Annotated in this window: 13 protein-coding genes and 1 other RNA gene; 11 read left to right on the top strand and 3 right to left on the bottom strand. The window is 46.2% G+C overall.

Features of this window, described 5'->3' with window-relative positions:
* Positions 1–17: 17 nt before the first annotated feature.
* From pfkA to AC0YNT_RS04300, 7 genes are all read left to right on the top strand, one after another.
* Complete coding sequence (gene pfkA, locus AC0YNT_RS04270) at positions 18–986, top strand: 6-phosphofructokinase (protein ID WP_441889863.1); 969 nt, start codon at positions 18–20, stop codon at positions 984–986.
* A gap of 150 nt (positions 987–1136) precedes the next feature.
* On the top strand, positions 1137–2897 hold the full coding sequence (locus AC0YNT_RS04275) for an ABC transporter ATP-binding protein (protein ID WP_475803507.1): 1761 nt from the start codon (positions 1137–1139) through the stop codon (positions 2895–2897).
* Positions 2898–2916: 19 nt separating this feature from the next.
* Complete coding sequence (locus tag AC0YNT_RS04280; protein WP_475803508.1) at positions 2917–3591, top strand: response regulator transcription factor; 675 nt, start codon at positions 2917–2919, stop codon at positions 3589–3591.
* A complete protein-coding gene (locus AC0YNT_RS04285) occupies positions 3588–4661 on the top strand; it encodes a sensor histidine kinase (RefSeq protein WP_475803509.1) in 1074 nt (357 codons plus the stop codon). Before AC0YNT_RS04280 ends, AC0YNT_RS04285 begins: the two co-directional genes overlap by 4 nt.
* A 94-nt stretch (positions 4662–4755) precedes the next feature.
* Positions 4756–6234 (top strand): sensor histidine kinase, encoded by a 1479-nt coding sequence (locus tag AC0YNT_RS04290; RefSeq protein ID WP_475803510.1) that lies wholly within the window; start codon positions 4756–4758, stop codon positions 6232–6234.
* Positions 6212–6901, top strand: coding sequence for a response regulator transcription factor (locus AC0YNT_RS04295; RefSeq protein WP_475803511.1), 690 nt, complete (start codon positions 6212–6214; stop codon positions 6899–6901). The genes AC0YNT_RS04290 and AC0YNT_RS04295 overlap by 23 nt, the downstream gene beginning before the upstream one ends.
* Before the next feature lie 25 nt (positions 6902–6926).
* Positions 6927–9962, top strand: coding sequence for an efflux RND transporter permease subunit (locus tag AC0YNT_RS04300; RefSeq protein ID WP_475803512.1), 3036 nt, complete (start codon positions 6927–6929; stop codon positions 9960–9962).
* 202 nt (positions 9963–10164) lie between these two features.
* On the opposite strand, the gene AC0YNT_RS04305 is transcribed toward AC0YNT_RS04300, so the two are convergent.
* The 3 genes from AC0YNT_RS04305 to AC0YNT_RS04315 all read right to left on the bottom strand — a co-directional run bounded on the left by AC0YNT_RS04305 (position 10165) and on the right by AC0YNT_RS04315 (position 12728).
* Positions 10165–11355 carry a putative glycoside hydrolase gene (locus tag AC0YNT_RS04305; protein ID WP_475803513.1) on the bottom strand — a complete coding sequence of 397 codons (1191 nt, stop codon included), beginning with the start codon at positions 11353–11355 and terminating at the stop codon, positions 10165–10167.
* Positions 11356–11550: 195 nt separating this feature from the next.
* Positions 11551–11739 carry a hypothetical protein gene (locus tag AC0YNT_RS04310; protein WP_091189279.1) on the bottom strand — a complete coding sequence of 63 codons (189 nt, stop codon included), beginning with the start codon at positions 11737–11739 and terminating at the stop codon, positions 11551–11553.
* Between the two features lie 149 nt (positions 11740–11888).
* Positions 11889–12728 carry a YitT family protein gene (locus AC0YNT_RS04315; protein ID WP_167272103.1) on the bottom strand — a complete coding sequence of 280 codons (840 nt, stop codon included), beginning with the start codon at positions 12726–12728 and terminating at the stop codon, positions 11889–11891.
* Positions 12729–12888: 160 nt separating this feature from the next.
* Between AC0YNT_RS04315 and cshA the strand changes: the two genes are divergently transcribed.
* The 4 genes from cshA to AC0YNT_RS04335 all read left to right on the top strand — a co-directional run bounded on the left by cshA (position 12889) and on the right by AC0YNT_RS04335 (position 16186).
* Positions 12889–14523, top strand: a complete 1635-nt coding sequence (gene cshA / locus AC0YNT_RS04320) for a degradosome RNA helicase CshA (protein WP_475803514.1) — start codon at positions 12889–12891, stop codon at positions 14521–14523.
* A gap of 99 nt (positions 14524–14622) precedes the next feature.
* Positions 14623–15408: a YesL family protein gene (locus AC0YNT_RS04325; protein WP_167272112.1), complete on the top strand. Its 786-nt coding sequence runs from the start codon at positions 14623–14625 to the stop codon at positions 15406–15408.
* 51 nt (positions 15409–15459) lie between these two features.
* Positions 15460–15643: non-coding RNA, 6S RNA (gene ssrS / locus AC0YNT_RS04330), on the top strand.
* Between the two features lie 159 nt (positions 15644–15802).
* On the top strand, positions 15803–16186 hold the full coding sequence (locus AC0YNT_RS04335; RefSeq protein ID WP_167272115.1) for a DUF1499 domain-containing protein: 384 nt from the start codon (positions 15803–15805) through the stop codon (positions 16184–16186).
* Positions 16187–16271: the final 85 nt, after the last annotated feature.

The following is a 16271-nucleotide window of genomic DNA, read 5'->3' on the forward strand; positions in this document are numbered from 1 at the left end:
TTATTGGAGGAATGATTATGTCATCTGTAAAATCAATTGCTGTATTAACTAGTGGAGGCGACTCTCAGGGGATGAACGCGGCTGTTCGTGCCGTAGTCCGGAGCGCTCTGTATAATGGAATTGAAGTATATGGCGTACAACGTGGTTACCAAGGTCTGATTAATGACGATCTGTTCAAAATGGATCTTCGCAGCGTAGGCGATATTATCCAACGTGGCGGTACAATTCTTCAAACAGCCCGTTGCAAAGAGTTTATGACACCGGAAGGCCAACAGCGTGGTGCTGATGTGCTGCGTGCCCGCGGTATTGACGGTCTGGTTGTTATCGGCGGCGATGGTTCTTATCAAGGTGCAAACAAATTAAGCAAGCTTGGTATTAAGACAATGGGTCTGCCAGGTACAATCGATAATGATATTCCGTTTACGGACTTCACGATTGGCTTCGATACAGCAGTCAGCATTGTTGTTGATGCGATCAACAAAATCCGTGATACTATGTCGTCGCATGAACGTTCGTCGGTTGTTGAAGTTATGGGCCGTCATTGCGGCGATATCGCTCTGTATGCCGGTCTTGCAAGTGGTGCGGAGACGATTATTGTTCCTGAAGTGCCGATTGATATGGCGGAAGTGTCTGAGCGTATGAAGAGCAACTTTGCAAAAGGCAAACGTCATAGTATCGTAGTTGTTGCTGAAGGTTCTGGCAAAGGCGAGGATGTTGCTAGAGAAATTACGAAGGGCTGTGGACTTGAGCCTCGCGTAACGGTTCTTGGTCACATTCAGCGTGGCGGCACACCAACAGCGATGGACCGGATTTTGGCAAGCCGTCTTGGCGATTTTGCCGTTCATCAGCTGATGCTCGGCGAATCCGGCAAAGCTTGCGGTATTATCCGTGGCGAGCTCGTTACTACTGATATCGATACGGTTGTTAATACGAAAAAACCTTTTAATATGGAAATGTACAACCTGGCACTTCGTCTTTCCCAATAAGGATGGCGTGACTGTCCGGCTGAATACAATAAGTCTTACCACACCCGCCAGAGCAGCCTTTGCTCTGGCGTCTTTTCGTTTAAATTGGGTTTACAATGACGTTGTATTCTTAAGCAACATAAGAATGTCATGGGGAGTGGAATCAATACGATGAAGCAAGAAGAAAACAAGCGTAAGAGCGGAGGCACTTGGCGTCCGTTTGTGAAGATGATGATGGAGACCAAGCCGTCCAAATGGATGCTTGGAATAGCCATTTGCTTAAGCGTCATGTCTACAGTTGTAGGGCTGGCAGTACCGTTATTTACAAAAAATGTCGTCGACAGCTTTTCGATTACCAATATTAGTACCTCTCAAATTATATTGCTTGCCGGTGCGTTTCTAGGGCAGGCAGCTGCTGCCGGCATATCAATCTACATGCTGAACCGGATAGGTCAGACGGTTGTCGCACGTTTGCGTGATCGGTTATGGAAGAAGCTGCTCGTACTGACCATTCCTTATTTCGATAAACATCGTACAGGTGATACAGTAAGCCGGGTTATTAATGATACAGGCATCGTTAAAGGGCTGATCACCGAGCATTTAACAGGCTTTTTCAACGGACTTATCTCAATTGCAGGTGCGGTAACGATCCTCTTCTTCCTCGATTGGAAGATGACGCTGCTGATGCTTACGGCTGTGCCGGTTGCGATGCTTATCTTCATTCCAGTCGGCAGGAAGATGACGAAGCTTTCAAGAGAGATGCAGGATGAGACAGCCGTCTTCACAACGGTGCTCGATCAAGCGTTATCGGAGATCCGATTAGTAAAGGCATCAAATGCAGAAGACTATGAATACAACAACGGCAAACGTTCCATTAGCAAGCTGCTTCAATTAGGGATACGTGAAGGTAAGCTCCAGGCGGTTATTTTCCCGATCGTAGGGCTGGTTATGATGGGGATGTTAGTGCTAATCATTGCGTACGGCGGCATGCGCGTATCTGCGGGCGAGCTGTCGGCTGGCGATCTAGTTGCATTTATTCTTTATCTGATTCAAATTGTGTTTCCAATTAATCAGATCTCGCAATTTTTCACTCAAATGCAGAAAGCAATCGGTGCGACAGAAAGAATTGTTGCTACGCTGCATGCGGATGAGGAACCACTCCATAAAGGTCATGCTTTGGCAGATGCGAGACAACCAATTGTTGTCGACGATGTAACGTTTGCTTATGGGGATCATGAAGAGGTGCTGCAAAATATTGATTTTACCCTTCAACCGGGTACAGTTACTGCTATTGTTGGTCCTAGTGGAGGCGGGAAAACAACACTGTTCTCGCTTCTGGAGCGCTTCTACAAGCCTAAGCAGGGAAATGTACGGATCGGGCAGGAGGATATTTTCAGCCTGTCGCTGCATTCCTGGCGGAGCAAAATCGGTTATGTCTCACAGGAAAGTCCAATTATTGCAGGGACGATTCGGGATAATTTGATATATGGCACCGACAGAACAGTGACGGAGGAAGAAATAAAGCAGGCGTCTAAGATGGCCTATGCCGATGTATTTATAGAGGAACTTGCCGATCGATACGAGACGGAAGTTGGTGAGCGCGGAATTAAACTGTCCGGCGGGCAAAGGCAGCGGATTGCGATTGCAAGGGCTATTTTGCGTGATCCTCAAATTCTGATGCTCGATGAAGCGACCTCAAGTCTTGATAGTAAATCTGAGATTGTTGTCCAGCAGGCGCTTGATAACTTGATGGTTGGACGGACAACGTTAGTGATTGCCCATCGATTATCGACTGTCGTGGATGCGGATCAGATTCTGTTTGTAGAGAAAGGGACCATTACGGGGCGAGGAACACATGACGAGTTACTACACTCTCATGCGCTGTACCGTGAGTTTGCTAATCAACAGCTGCGTTTGGAGCAGGTTAATTAGATAAAGGGGGAGAGCAAGGATGGCAACAATTATGGTGGTAGATGATGATGCACACATCCGCGAGCTGGTTAGTCATTATTTGAAGGTGGAAGGCTTTGAGGTAATTGAGGCTTCGGATGGTGAAGAGGCGCTGGCACTTCTTGATTCTGCTAAAGCTGATCTCGTTGTGATGGATGTCATGATGCCGAACATGGACGGCTGGGAATTATGTGCCGAGATTCGTGATCACTATGATCTGCCGCGTCTTATGCTGACGGCTAAAGGAGAAACGACGCAGAAGCTGAAGGGATTCGAACTTGGAGCTGACGATTATCTGGTTAAGCCGTTCGAGCCGCTTGAATTAATCGCCAGGGTGAAGGCTCTGCTCAAGCGTTACCGTATTTCCTCCTCACAGTCCGTCCAGGTGGGGGAGTTAACCCTTGATAAGAAGACGTATGCGGTGACATCTAATGGCCAAAGCATGACGCTTCCACTGAAAGAATTCGAACTGCTGTTTAAGCTGGCCAGCTATCCGGGACAATCCTTTTCGCGCGGTCAATTAATTGAAGAGATATGGGGATATGATTTCGAAGGCAACGAACGGACACTGGATGTGCATATTAACCGTCTTCGGGAGCGATTCCCAGAAGCGATGCATACTTTCCGAATTACCACGATCCGTGGACTCGGTTATCGTCTGGAGGTACAAGGGTGATAAATTCACTGAAGCTTATCTGGAAGGTAATTGTTAAGGTCGGCCAAATCAGTCTCATAGTTCTGTTTATTACGAGCTGCTGGACGGCTGTTTATTATTTCAGCTATTGGCTGTATAACAAGATCGATTGGCATCCTCATCATTACGTGGGTCAACTATTGAATGTCTTGTTTGGCTTGTTCCTGATGGTCATTATTATTCAGATTATCGGGTGGCTGTTCTTTCACAAGAAGCAGAAGGAAGTTTCAAATTCCTTGAAAGATGCGCTCAGACGTATTTCTCAAGGGGATTTTAAGGTGCGACTCAGTTTCGTGAGAACAGACCCTAGATATCAGGAGATTCTCGATGAGGTTAATCTAATGGCTGACGGTCTTGAGAAGCTGGAGGAGCTTCGGCAAGAATTCATCTCCGACGTCTCCCATGAGATTCAAACGCCGCTGACTTCGATCAGCGGTTTTGCGCGTGCACTGCAGAATGAATCGATTGATTCTGACACCAGAAGCAAATATTTACGTATTATCGAAAGCGAAAGCTCAAGACTGTCTAAACTAAGTGAGAATTTACTCCGCCTTGCTTCATTGGATTCAGAGAAGCATCCCTTCGAACCAAAGCGTTATCGGCTTGACCGACAGCTAGGTACACTCATTCTCTCCTGCGAGCCCCAATGGGTGAGCAAATCAATTGATCTTGCAGCGGATTTGGCTGATGTTTATGTTGAAGCCGATGAAGACCTTATGAGCCAGGTTTGGATCAACTTAATAAGCAACAGCATTAAGTTTACACCTGAAGGCGGACAAATTGATATCACGCTCAGTCAGACAGCTGATCAAGTGGAATTCCGGATTAAGGATACGGGTATTGGCATAGCCGAAGACCAGCAAGAACAGATTTTTCAACGATTCTACAAGGCTGACAAGGCACGGAATAGGAAAGCAGGGGGCAACGGGCTAGGACTTTCATTGGTGAAGAAAATCGTAGAGATGCATCACGGTACAGTGAGAGTCGAAAGCGAGCTTGGGCATGGGACAATATTTATTGTGTCATTGCCTGTCACTTTGCCCCATTTGTAAGAACTTTGTAAGAAATGGTTACGAGTTCGTTTAGAATTCAGCGTTATGATAAACGATAGATTCAATAACAAGCTTTAGTCAGGGTGAATATCGTTTGTCCATTCGAGTAAAGTTGTACATGTCGTATTTGGCAATGGTTTTTCTTCCGATGGTGCTTATTGCAGGCTTTATCGTTTTCTTGCTTAATGCAGGGGGGATGCAGGATCTTCGGGATTATTTCCGGGTGGAGAAAGAGGAGAAAACGAACCAGTCCCTCATTTATGGTGAGATGAAATATGTCATCGAGAATGATGCAGATAAGCTTTCGTCTCCCGATTATATAGAGAACCTGCAGAGTAGGCTGGCTGAGCAATGGTCAGGACTCATCATAGCTAAAGATGGTGTCGTCTCTGATGTTCCGGTATTCCTGAAAGAACTGGCTCCGCATGAGGACTGGCAACGTTTATTTGACAGCACGCCTGAATCGGTATCATTCAAAGCTTTTAGATTTTTAACGAATGAGATTTCCTTCGTCTATTCTGATGGACATCAAGGGGAGATGATTCTCCTCAGACGTAATGATGTTGTACCTCCTCTATGGCGGCCGGTAGGCGCTTTGATATTTAGTGCGTTTGTCGGACTGACGAGTCTGCTCCTGACCTATTTTGTCTCCCGTAGTATCATTCGGCCGATTCACGCGCTGAAGGCTGCTGCGCTGCAGATTAAAGATGGTGATTTATCTCAGCAGGTTGTAGTCAAGGGCAAAGGAGAAGTTAGTCAGTTAGCTGCCGCGTTTGAGGCCATGAGGCTTCAGCTTAAGAAGTCCATTGATCAAAGCTTGCAGTACGAAGAGAATCGAAAGCAGCTCTTGTCCCATATCTCACATGATCTGAAAACACCAATCTCGGCCATTAAAGGGTATGTTGAGGGGATTAGAGACGGCATTGCAAATACCGACGAAAAGCGTGAGAGGTATATGCAGACGATTTATCATAAGGCGACTGACATGGATCAACTGATCGACGAACTGTTTCTATTTTCAAAGCTGGATTTGCATAAGGTTGCCTATGATTTCAAGACGATTGATATTGGCCGGTATTTGGAGCATTTTCTGGAAGAGCAGCGTTTTGACATGGAAAAGTCGGGAATATCACTCCATTATGCCGCTGAGCTTACAGAGCCAATACTTATTACTGCCGATCCGGACAAGCTTGGCCGTGTTGTAACGAATATTTTGAATAACAGTGAGAAATATATGGGACAACTGCCTGCTGCAGTGGATAAAAGTATCCATGTTTCAGTTGAAGAGCAAGGTAACCAGGTACTGATCACCGTTGAAGACACGGGGCCTGGGATTGATAAGGATGATCTGCCTTATATCTTTGATCGCTTTTACCGGGCGGAGCAATCCAGAAATTCCGAAACAGGAGGCAGCGGGTTAGGTCTTGCAATCGTCAAACAAATTATTGAAGGGCATGGCGGTACGGTGTGGGCGGAAAATAGTGAATTTGGCGGAGCGAGATTCTGCCTGCTTCTTCCCCTGGCGGTGCCGGTTAGAACGGTGATGGAGCATGAAGAGCATACTAATCATTGAAGATGAGAAGGCGATCGCCGAGCTGGAGCGGGACTACCTGGAGAGTCACGGCTTCTCCGTCGAGATAGAAGGGCGTGGAGATGTTGGGCTGCAGAAGGCAGTAGAGGGCTCGTATGATTTGATTATTCTGGATGTCATGCTGCCAAAACTGGACGGATTCGAAATTTGCCGGCAGATTAGGCAATCGCATAACATTCCGATTCTGATGGTGACGTCTAAGAAGGAAGATATCGATAAAATCAGAGGACTTGGTCTTGGGGCGGACGACTACATGACGAAGCCCTTTAGTCCAAGTGAGCTGGTGGCAAGGGTGAAGGCTCATTTGGCAAGGTATGAACGTTTAACGGCTGACCGGGGAGAAAGCCACGAGCAGATTGGCATTCGAGGCTTGCTGATTGATAAAACGTCAAGGCGGGTAACGATTCATGACCGGGAAGCGATGCTGACGTCCAAGGAATATGATCTGCTTCTATTGCTTGCCGCGCATCCAAATCGGGTGTTTGAGAAAGAAGAGTTGTTCGAACGGATCTGGGGTCTTGACTCGAACGGCGACGCAGCTACGGTTACGGTTCATATTCGGAGGCTGCGTGAAAAAATTGAACATGATCCGTCGAACCCGCAATATATCGAGACGATATGGGGCGTCGGATACCGGTTCAAAGTATAGATATTAGAGAAGGAGTGGGAAAAGGTTGAAGAGCATTATCAAGTTTTCATTAAACAACAAATTTGCTTTATGGATTATGACTGTAATCGTTCTGTTCGCCGGGATGTATTCAGGCTTGAACATGAAGATGGAGACACTTCCAGACATTACGGTTCCAATCGTTAGCGTGACGACCGTTCTTCCAGGTGCTGCACCAGAAGAAGTGATGGAGAAAGTAACGAAACCAATCGAGCAGCGGACACGGAATATGGAAGGTGTCGACACAGTTAGCTCGACTTCATACGAGAATGCATCATCGGTCATTATCCAATATAAATTTGGAACCGATATGGATAAAGCAGAAAGCGATGTTAAGAGTTTGCTAGCTGATCTGTCTCTGCCAGAAGGGACACAAGATCCAGATGTATCCCGTATCAGCTTGAACGCGTTCCCTGTTATTTCACTCAGTGTTGCTAATGACTCGCAAAGCTTGGATCAGTTGACTGATCTAGTGAACAGCAGCATTCTTCCGGAGCTGCAAGGTATTGCTGGTGTAGCTGATGTACAAATTTCCGGTCAGAACGTGATGCAAGGCCAGATCGAGTTTGATCAAGCGAAGCTTGCTCAGCATGGCCTGACAGAAGATATGGTTAAAGGCATTATTCAAGCATCTGCAATGAAAGCTCCGCTTGGTATTTTCGAATTTGGCGATTCAGAGAAAACGGTTGTTGTAGATGGTAACGTTTCGACTGAAGAAGATCTGAACAATCTGATCCTCATGCCATCCGTTAAGTTAAGTGATGTGGCGAAGGTATCTGTAGAAGGTAAAGCCGAATCCGTCTCCCGTACGAATGGTAAGGATTCGATTGGTATTAACATTGTTAAAGCGGCTGACGCAAATACTGTAGACGTTGTTAACAAGGTGAAGGATGCCATCAAGGTAATGGGAGAGGATAACGATGGTCTTACTATCGTAACTACTCTTGACCAAGGTGCTCCAATTGAGAAATCGGTTGAAACGATGATCACTAAAGCGGTTATTGGTGCGTTATTCGCCGTTCTCATTATCATGATCTTCCTGCGTGACATCCGTTCCACGATTATTGCTGTCGTATCGATCCCGTTATCGATTCTGATTGCACTGCTTTTGCTTAGTCAAATGGATATTACACTTAACATTATGACGCTTGGCGCTATGACCATCGCGATTGGCAGGGTAATTGATGACTCGATTGTCGTCATTGAGAACGTGTACCGACGAATGGCGCTTAAGGGTGAGACGCTGAAAGGGAAAGAGCTTATTCTTGCAGCTACAAGCGAGATGTTTGTACCAATCATGTCTTCGACTCTCGTAACGATTGCGGTATTCCTGCCGATGGCATTTGTATCTGGGATGGTTGGCGAAATCTTCACACCGTTTGCCTTAACTGTCGTATTCGCCTTGCTTGCATCCTTGCTTGTTGCCATCACCGTTGTGCCGATGCTGGCACATATGATGTTCAAGAACGGCATCAAAGCCGGCAAAGCTGTCGATCACGAAAAGCATGGACGTCTGGCTAACTGGTACAAAGGCGTGTTAACTTGGTCTCTAAATCATAAGTGGGTTACATCGATTATTGCGATTGTTCTGCTTGTAGGCAGTATTTGTCTTACACCGCTTATTGGTATGAGCTTCCTGCCAGGTGATGAGCAGAAATCCATGATCGTCACTTATAACCCAGCTCCAGGTGAGACCAAAGAGCAAGTTGAAGCGATGGCTCTGAAGGCTGAAGAGGAATTGATGAAGCGTGAAGGCATCAATATCGTTCAATATGCGGTTGGCGGTTCAAATCCGTTTAGTCCTGCAGCTTCGAAGCAAGCTTTGTTCAACCTGACTTATGATGAAGACATGAAAAACTTTGCAGACGAGAAGGAAAAAGTCGTTCCGCTGCTTCAAACTCTTGGTGGCAAAGGCGAATGGAAAGAACAAGACTTTGGTGGTGGCGGCAGTGTAGGCGGCTCGACCATCTCGATGGTTGTCTATGGTCCAGATATGGATTCCCTTGATCCAGTTGTAAATGATCTGGTATCGAAGTTGAAAGAAAATACGGAATTGGAGAAAGTCGATTCCAGCCTTGCAGAGCGTTATGATCAATACCGTCTTGTAGCGGATCAATCGAAGCTGAGCCAATATGGTTTGACTGCTGGTCAAGTAGCTATGGCGCTAAGTCCGGTTCGAGACAACCCGGTACTGACTACAATTAAGAAAGATAATGAAGATGTGAGTGTGTACGTTAAGGTTGATGCGAAGACGTACAAAGATAAATCCGATCTTGAGAATGTAACACTGAAGTCGCCTGTAACAGGTGCTGAGGTAGCTCTTAAGGATGTTGTAACGATCGAAGAAGGCAAATCACCAAATACGATTACCCGACTTGATGATCGTATTAATGCAGAAGTAACAGCAGACGTAGTATCGTCTAATGTTGCTGCCGTTTCAAGTGATCTGCAAAAAATGATTGATGACATGAAATTGCCGTCCGGTGTCGATATTGAGATTGGCGGCGTAACGGAAGATATGCAAGAATCGTTTATGCAGCTTGGACTTGCGATGCTTGCTGCAATCGCTATTGTTTATCTGATACTCGTTATCACATTTGGTGGTGCACTTACACCATTTGCAATCTTGTTCTCACTGCCATTCACCGTTATTGGTGCATTAGTTGGCTTGTATATCGCAGGCGAAACGATCAGCGTTACCGCTATGATTGGTATGCTGATGCTGATTGGTATCGTCGTAACGAATGCGATCGTTCTCGTCGACCGTGTTATCCATAAACAAAAAGAAGGCATGTCGGTTCGCGAAGCCTTGCTTGAAGCAGCTGGAACGCGTCTGCGTCCAATTCTGATGACAGCAATTGCTACAGTAGGCGCACTCTTGCCGCTGGCACTTGGTTTCGAATCAGGCGGCCTAATCTCCAAAGGTATGGCGATCACCGTTATCGGCGGCTTGATCAGTTCAACGCTGCTCACGCTGATCTTTGTACCGATGGTGTATGAAGTGTTCAACCGTAAGAAAAAAGCAAAAGCTATTGCTGAGTAATTGGTTGGGATTTTGCTCATAAAATAATAAAACGGCTTCTTCGGTTATGCGAAGAAGCCGTTTTTACTGTTCTAGCGGAACAGACGAATGATTCTGAAGAAGCGCAGCGTTAGCCTTGGTCTTTGGATTTCAACCTCTAAATTAATTGTTCAAAGATATCCATAGACCACAGCTATCGAAAGAACATTCGTCTGTGTAGCCCTTAATATTCCACGCCTGATGAATAGTGGTTGCCTGCATTCCATAATAGATACTCATCAACGCCTGCATCATGCAGCGCTTTTATTTGAGCTTCTACTTCGGTCTTACCATACTTAATGAAATGACCTTTGCCCAGCCAGCTGGCGGTGAAGTCTTGAATCCATGGGCGGATAATTGGTTTCTTATCGCCAATGGGCTCAAGCTTCTTATGGGTGTCCTTCATCGCTCCGGCAATGGTTGCATATGGGCTCTTATCCGGATCCAGCTGATCAAACCAGCCTGTGCTGTAATGGCTTGGATAGATCATGGGGGAGATGACATGAACATCGCTTGAGATCTTGACGAAGTCCTGTCCGATTCCTTCAGCAGCGGGTACTGATGCCGCATAACCGAATATATCGACGGAGACGCGGACACCAAGCGGCTCAAGCTGCTCTCTTGCGTATTTGACGAAGCCGGCGACTGCATCAACGCGGCTTTGATCCGTTTTCGTGAAGGTAAGGGAATCTGCTTTCTTCTCGAAACCTTCCGGGAATCGCACATAATCAAATTGAATTTCCTTAAAGCCCAGGCTTACAGCTTCTTTGGCAATATCCACATTGTATTTCCATACTTCCGGCATATAAGGATTCACGAAGCTGTCTCCATTGCCATTGGCCCAAAGAGAACCATCCTGGTGGAGATAGGAGAACTCCGGATGCTTCTTGGCAAGCACAGTATCCTTGAAGACGACGATCCGTGCAATTGGATAGACCTTATGCGCTTCAAGCTTTGTCATCAAGGCATGAATATCGGAAATATAGTTCTGTGTGGTGCCGAGCTTCAGAAGCTCAGGTGTCTTTGTCGGATAGGTTATGTATCCGTTATCATCTTTAATGTCAATAACCATACTGTTAAGAGCGGTATCGTCCATCAGATTCAAGAGCGTGTTCAGACGCGCTCCACCGGCGCTGTGCGCGGTGACGTAGACGCCTTTAACGCCGGGAGCATCAGGCTGTGGATCGGCCTTTACGCCGTCTCCCACCGCCTCTGGTGTTGCATTGCTGTTCATGGCAGGCACGGCATCAATGATCGTTTGACCTGCAGCAGCGTTAAACAGTGATGCGGCAAGCTGCTTGGAGGCGACATTTTCTTCACCAGTCCCAGTAACAAGTTGATACAAAAGCATCAGTGTAGAAAAAATTACGTCCATATTATGCCCTCTCCCCGCTAGCGATTCTTTCCAAATTATAATTCAGAAGAAGGTTTCGTGGCATTATTTTTTTTCAACAGGGGCTAATCTAAGCATGCAATTATTTCATGTTTGAACAAAGCAAATTGAACAAACAAAAAGCCTGCCGGACTTTCGTCCAGGCAGGCTCATACGATTCTTTTTATTCCCGATTTGTCATTGCAGTAAAGCTTCTATTTGATGCTCGCAAATGCTGTGATGTACAATTTCCCTTGCATCTTCGGGTTCCAGAACTGCTAATCCATCCCGCAGCACGATATTAATGGCAAGTTCGCGCTTTGTGAGGAAAGAACTTAGCTCCGGCACCAGCTTTTCCACAATCTGTGACAATGTGACTGTTTCCATATCCACCTGAGCATCACCCTTTCATCATAGGTTCAGGGCAAATCATATGGCAAGAAAACAAAAGTAACGGGATAACCACATTATAACAGGATGAAATGTAAAAACATAGGGATATGTATATGATTCCATGTTTGTCTATTATACTTGGGCTAATCTTTTGAGCGATGGAAGTCGCCTATGACACCTACTGTTTCCACGATATTGACGAAAGCCCGGGCATCAATGGAAGCGATCGTTTTACGCAACTCGGCAAGTTCATAACGCGTCCGGACCGTCATCAGCATGTCCTTTTCAGCGGATGTATAAGCGCCTCTTGTTTTAATAATCGTAATACCTCGAGGGTGACTAAGCAGCTTCGCCAGCATTTCGTCCGTTTTGGTTGTAATGATAAAAGCAGTTACTTTAATGTGGCGGACATGAATGATATCGACGACTTTACCGGCTGTATATATAGATAACAGTGAATAAAGCGCCAAATTCCAATCCTTCGTAAAGAGGACAAGAGCAGCGATTACAACCCCATTTAAAGTAAAAATAATAGAACCTACTGGTAAATCGCGCTTTCGAGTGATAATTGATGCTATAATATCAAAGCCACCTGAGGAGCCGCCGTAACGAAGCATCATGCCGGTGCCGATGCCCAGAATGATTCCGCCGAATACGGAACCAAGAACAGCATCCTTGGCGATTGCCGTTACGGGAATGAGTTGGAGAAATAAAGTGGATGCTAGAACGGTGTACATGCTCCAAATAATAAACCGGCGTCCAACGATAAACCATCCCCAACAAAGGACGGGAACATTCAGAACTAAATACAGCCAGCCGATGTTTCCGCCGGTCATATAGCCGATCATCATCGCGACACCCGACAAGCCGCCGCTTAGCAGTTGATGGGGAATGAGAAATAGATTAAACGCTCCAGCAATAAGAAGAGCGCCTATGGTCATAACGGATGCTGCAACAGCAGTATGAAAAGTCCACTTGTTCATTTTAGTTAGCTCCATTGATGATTTCTCGCTGTTTTTTCAGCGGATGTTAATCTATGGTAGTATGGCTTTTTGCCCATTGCTGGTATTCGTAAGTTGATATGTGCTATAATGGTTTGGATATTTTTTAGTAGGCTGCAGATAAAAGGAGTATGAGAAAAGTTTGAAAACATTTGCTGAATTTGGCCTGGAACCTAAAGTGTTGCAGGCAATTACGGAGCTTGGATTTGAGGAATCTACCCCAATCCAAGACAAGTCGATCCCCATTGCTATGAGTGGGAGCGATATGATTGGTCAAGCACAGACTGGTACAGGCAAAACGGCTGCATTCGGAATTCCGTTGATTAACAAAATTCCGACTAGCGAAGAACGCATCGTTGCATTAATTATGACGCCGACCCGTGAGCTTGCTATCCAAGTAGCAGAAGAGATCGGGAAGCTGACTAAATACAAAGGTCTTCGTTCACTGCCGATCTATGGCGGACAAGAAATCGGTCGCCAGATTCGCGCTCTGAAAAAGAAGCCGCAAATTATCATCGGTACACCGGGCCGTTTGCTCGACCATATTAACCGCAAAACCATTAAGCTTGAAGATGTACGGACCGTTGTTCTTGACGAAGCGGATGAAATGCTGGATATGGGCTTCATGGAAGATATCCAAGCGATCCTGAAGCAAGTACCGGAAGAGCGCCAAACTTTGCTGTTCTCGGCTACAATGCCTGTGAACATCCAGAAGCTGGCACAACAGTTCCTGAAAAACCCGGAGCATGTAGCGGTTATTTCAAAACAAGTTACAGCTCCACTTATCGCGCAAAACTATATCGAAGTGCATGAGCGTCAAAAGTTTGAAGCTTTGTGCCGCTTGCTCGATATGGAATCGCCTGAGCTCGCTATTATTTTCGGTCGTACGAAACGTCGTGTTGATGAGCTGAGTGAAGGTCTGCAAAAACGCGGTTACTCTGCTGACGGTCTTCATGGTGACTTGTCGCAGAACCAACGTGACAACGTTATGCGTAAATTCCGTGATGGCAGCATCGATGTCCTTGTAGCAACAGACGTTGCAGCACGTGGCCTTGACGTTTCCGGCGTAACACATGTTATCAATTTCGACTTGCCGCAAGATCCGGAGAGCTATGTTCACCGTATCGGTCGTACAGGCCGCGCAGGTAAAGAAGGTTCGGCATACTCGTTCGTTACACCTCGTGAAGCAGATCACCTGCACTTCATCGAGAAAGTAACACGTCAAAAGATCAACAAGAAGCCATTGCCAAGCCTTGCTGAAGCAATCGAAGGCAAACAACGCCTTACGGCTGAACGTGTACTTGAGATTGTTCAGAACGATGAGTTCACTGAATACAAAGGCATCGCAATTCAATTGCTGGAACAATATGATTCCGTGCATTTGATGGCAGCAGCTCTCAAATTGCTTACTGGCGAGAAGAAAGACGTTAGCGTTGAACTTACGCCGGAAGAACCGCTTCGCGCGAAAAAACGCAAGCCGGACATCCGTTCGAATGGACGCCGTTACTCCGGTAGTTCGTTTGGCGGCGGCAACCGTGGCGGCGGAAGCAGCAACGGCGGTAGTGGTGGCAGCGGTGGCGGTGGTTATCGTGGACGCGATGACAAACGCAGCGGCAGCTCCCGTGGCTACGAAGGTCGTAACAACCGTGATAATAATAACAACGGTGGCGGCGGCAGCCGTGGTCGCAGCAGCAGCGAAGGTCGCAGCAGTGGCGAAGGCCGCAGCAGCGAGCCACGTCGTCCGAAATATTCGTCTGAAGACTTCGTAAACAACTAAGTTATCTAGATCAGGGGGAGTCCGTGATGCCTAGCGGGCATCCGGGCTTTCCCTTTTTTATTACATTGCACTTAATCTATGAGGGTAGGGGCGAATCAAATGGAACCAAAAGGCCTTGTTGGCGGGTTGTATCGGATTTCCGAATGGATCATGCGACTAGCGGTCATTAACATCTTATGGCTGGTATGTTCGATTCCGTTTGTATTTATTGCATGGAGTGGACTTTTGGCTGCCCCGGCAGATATATCTGATTCCGCAGTTACGAGTCAAGTGTATGCCACGTTAATCATGATGGCAGTTATCGCTCCTTTTACTCTTTTCCCGGCAACAGCTGCAATGTTCACTATTGCACGCAAATGGGTAATGGGTGAAGTAGATGTACCGATGTTTAAAACTTTCTTCCGCGGATACAAAGAGAATTATTTGCAAAGTATGATCGGTGGCATTTTCTACTCGCTGATTTTGGGCATTATGATCATTGATTTTGTTGTTTATCAGGATCAATTCAATTTGTTCTCGTACTTATACCTGGCGATTTGCTTATTGCTTGTCGTGTCCTTATTCAACTTCTTCTCGATGCTTGTGCACTATCATATGAAAACGTTTCAATTGTTGAAAAATGCGATTCTGATTACGATCGGTCGTCCGATTCGTTCGTTCTCTACGGCGATTATGGCCGCAGCAGTGATGTACTTCAGCACGCAGTATACTTTCCTGATTCCGTTCTTTATGGGCAGCGTGATCGCTTACCTGTCGTTCTGGAATTTCCATCTCATTTACCGCAAACTTCAAGATCAGATGGAGAAGGAGAAACAAAAAGAAGCAGAAGCACAAGAAAATGAGTTTGCTGATCTGACGGATTCGGAGAGAGACCGGAACCATTAAATAGCAGCAAGCGAAAGTTTACTTTTGCCGGATTTACGTCTATAATAGCAATACATCCTGCGATGTTCGTTTCGGCTTTACGTTGTTTTGAACCAATGGCTGTTTCTAGGGAGACCAACATTGGAACGCGGCTGACAAGCCCTCGAAAAAGGGATTTCAAAAACGTTTCTGCGGACACCCACCTGCGAGAGCGGGTTCAGAAACATGTGAGTCGGACGGCATTCGCGGGTTTTTTTCTTGCCATTATAGAGACCGGCAGTTTCTTGGTCATCCAGCTGTGATGATCGGGGAGCTGCTTTTGTATGTTAGAATATGTTCTATGGTCTTTTTCTAAGGGTATAAACATGCTACAATATTTGTTGACGTACATAGATGCTAGAGGGGGAGATCATCGTTGTTGAAGCGGACCCTAATCGGGCTGTTGCGCAGTTTCGAAGCGACGGGCGATAAAGCTAAGGACCCACTGCTCAAATCTCATATCTACAAGCTCTCGAAGGAGAAGGCGTGGGAAGAAGTTACATCCACCCTTAAGAAGATGCAAGGCTATAAGCTGCTCCACGAAGTGAAGTCGGTCGGAGAGATTGTTCTTGAGAAGCGAACAATGACTGGACGTACAATGGATATTACGGTAACCGTCATTGGGGTTAATCCTGTCACTTCGGCAGTTGATATTTATTCCGCTTCCAAAGGATCGCTTGGTGATCTTGGTTCCAACTACCGCGTTATTCTTGATATTTATCGGATATTGGACAAGAAGCTTGCAGCTTTCAAAGCATAACTCAGTAATCACATAAAACACGAAAAAAGCGAGGAAGGTTAGCCCTTCACTCGCTTGATAATTCTATTTGGCGATAAAACCAACC

The sequence above is a fragment of the Paenibacillus sp. J22R56 genome, from assembly GCF_056269375.1.

Bases quoted from the DNA above. Each gene is read 5' to 3' on its own strand.
- AC0YNT_RS04325 (WP_167272112.1), top strand. From the start codon at position 14,623: ATGGAACCAAAAGGCCTTGTTGGCGGGTTGTATCGGATTTCCGAATGG.
- pfkA (WP_441889863.1), top strand. From the start codon at position 18: ATGTCATCTGTAAAATCAATTGCTGTATTAACTAGTGGAGGCGACTCT.
- AC0YNT_RS04315 (WP_167272103.1), bottom strand. From the start codon at position 12,728: ATGAACAAGTGGACTTTTCATACTGCTGTTGCAGCATCCGTTATGACC.
- AC0YNT_RS04310 (WP_091189279.1), bottom strand. From the start codon at position 11,739: ATGGAAACAGTCACATTGTCACAGATTGTGGAAAAGCTGGTGCCGGAG.
- AC0YNT_RS04305 (WP_475803513.1), bottom strand. From the start codon at position 11,355: ATGGACGTAATTTTTTCTACACTGATGCTTTTGTATCAACTTGTTACT.
- AC0YNT_RS04280 (WP_475803508.1), top strand. From the start codon at position 2,917: ATGGCAACAATTATGGTGGTAGATGATGATGCACACATCCGCGAGCTG.
- AC0YNT_RS04295 (WP_475803511.1), top strand. From the start codon at position 6,212: ATGAAGAGCATACTAATCATTGAAGATGAGAAGGCGATCGCCGAGCTG.
- AC0YNT_RS04275 (WP_475803507.1), top strand. From the start codon at position 1,137: ATGAAGCAAGAAGAAAACAAGCGTAAGAGCGGAGGCACTTGGCGTCCG.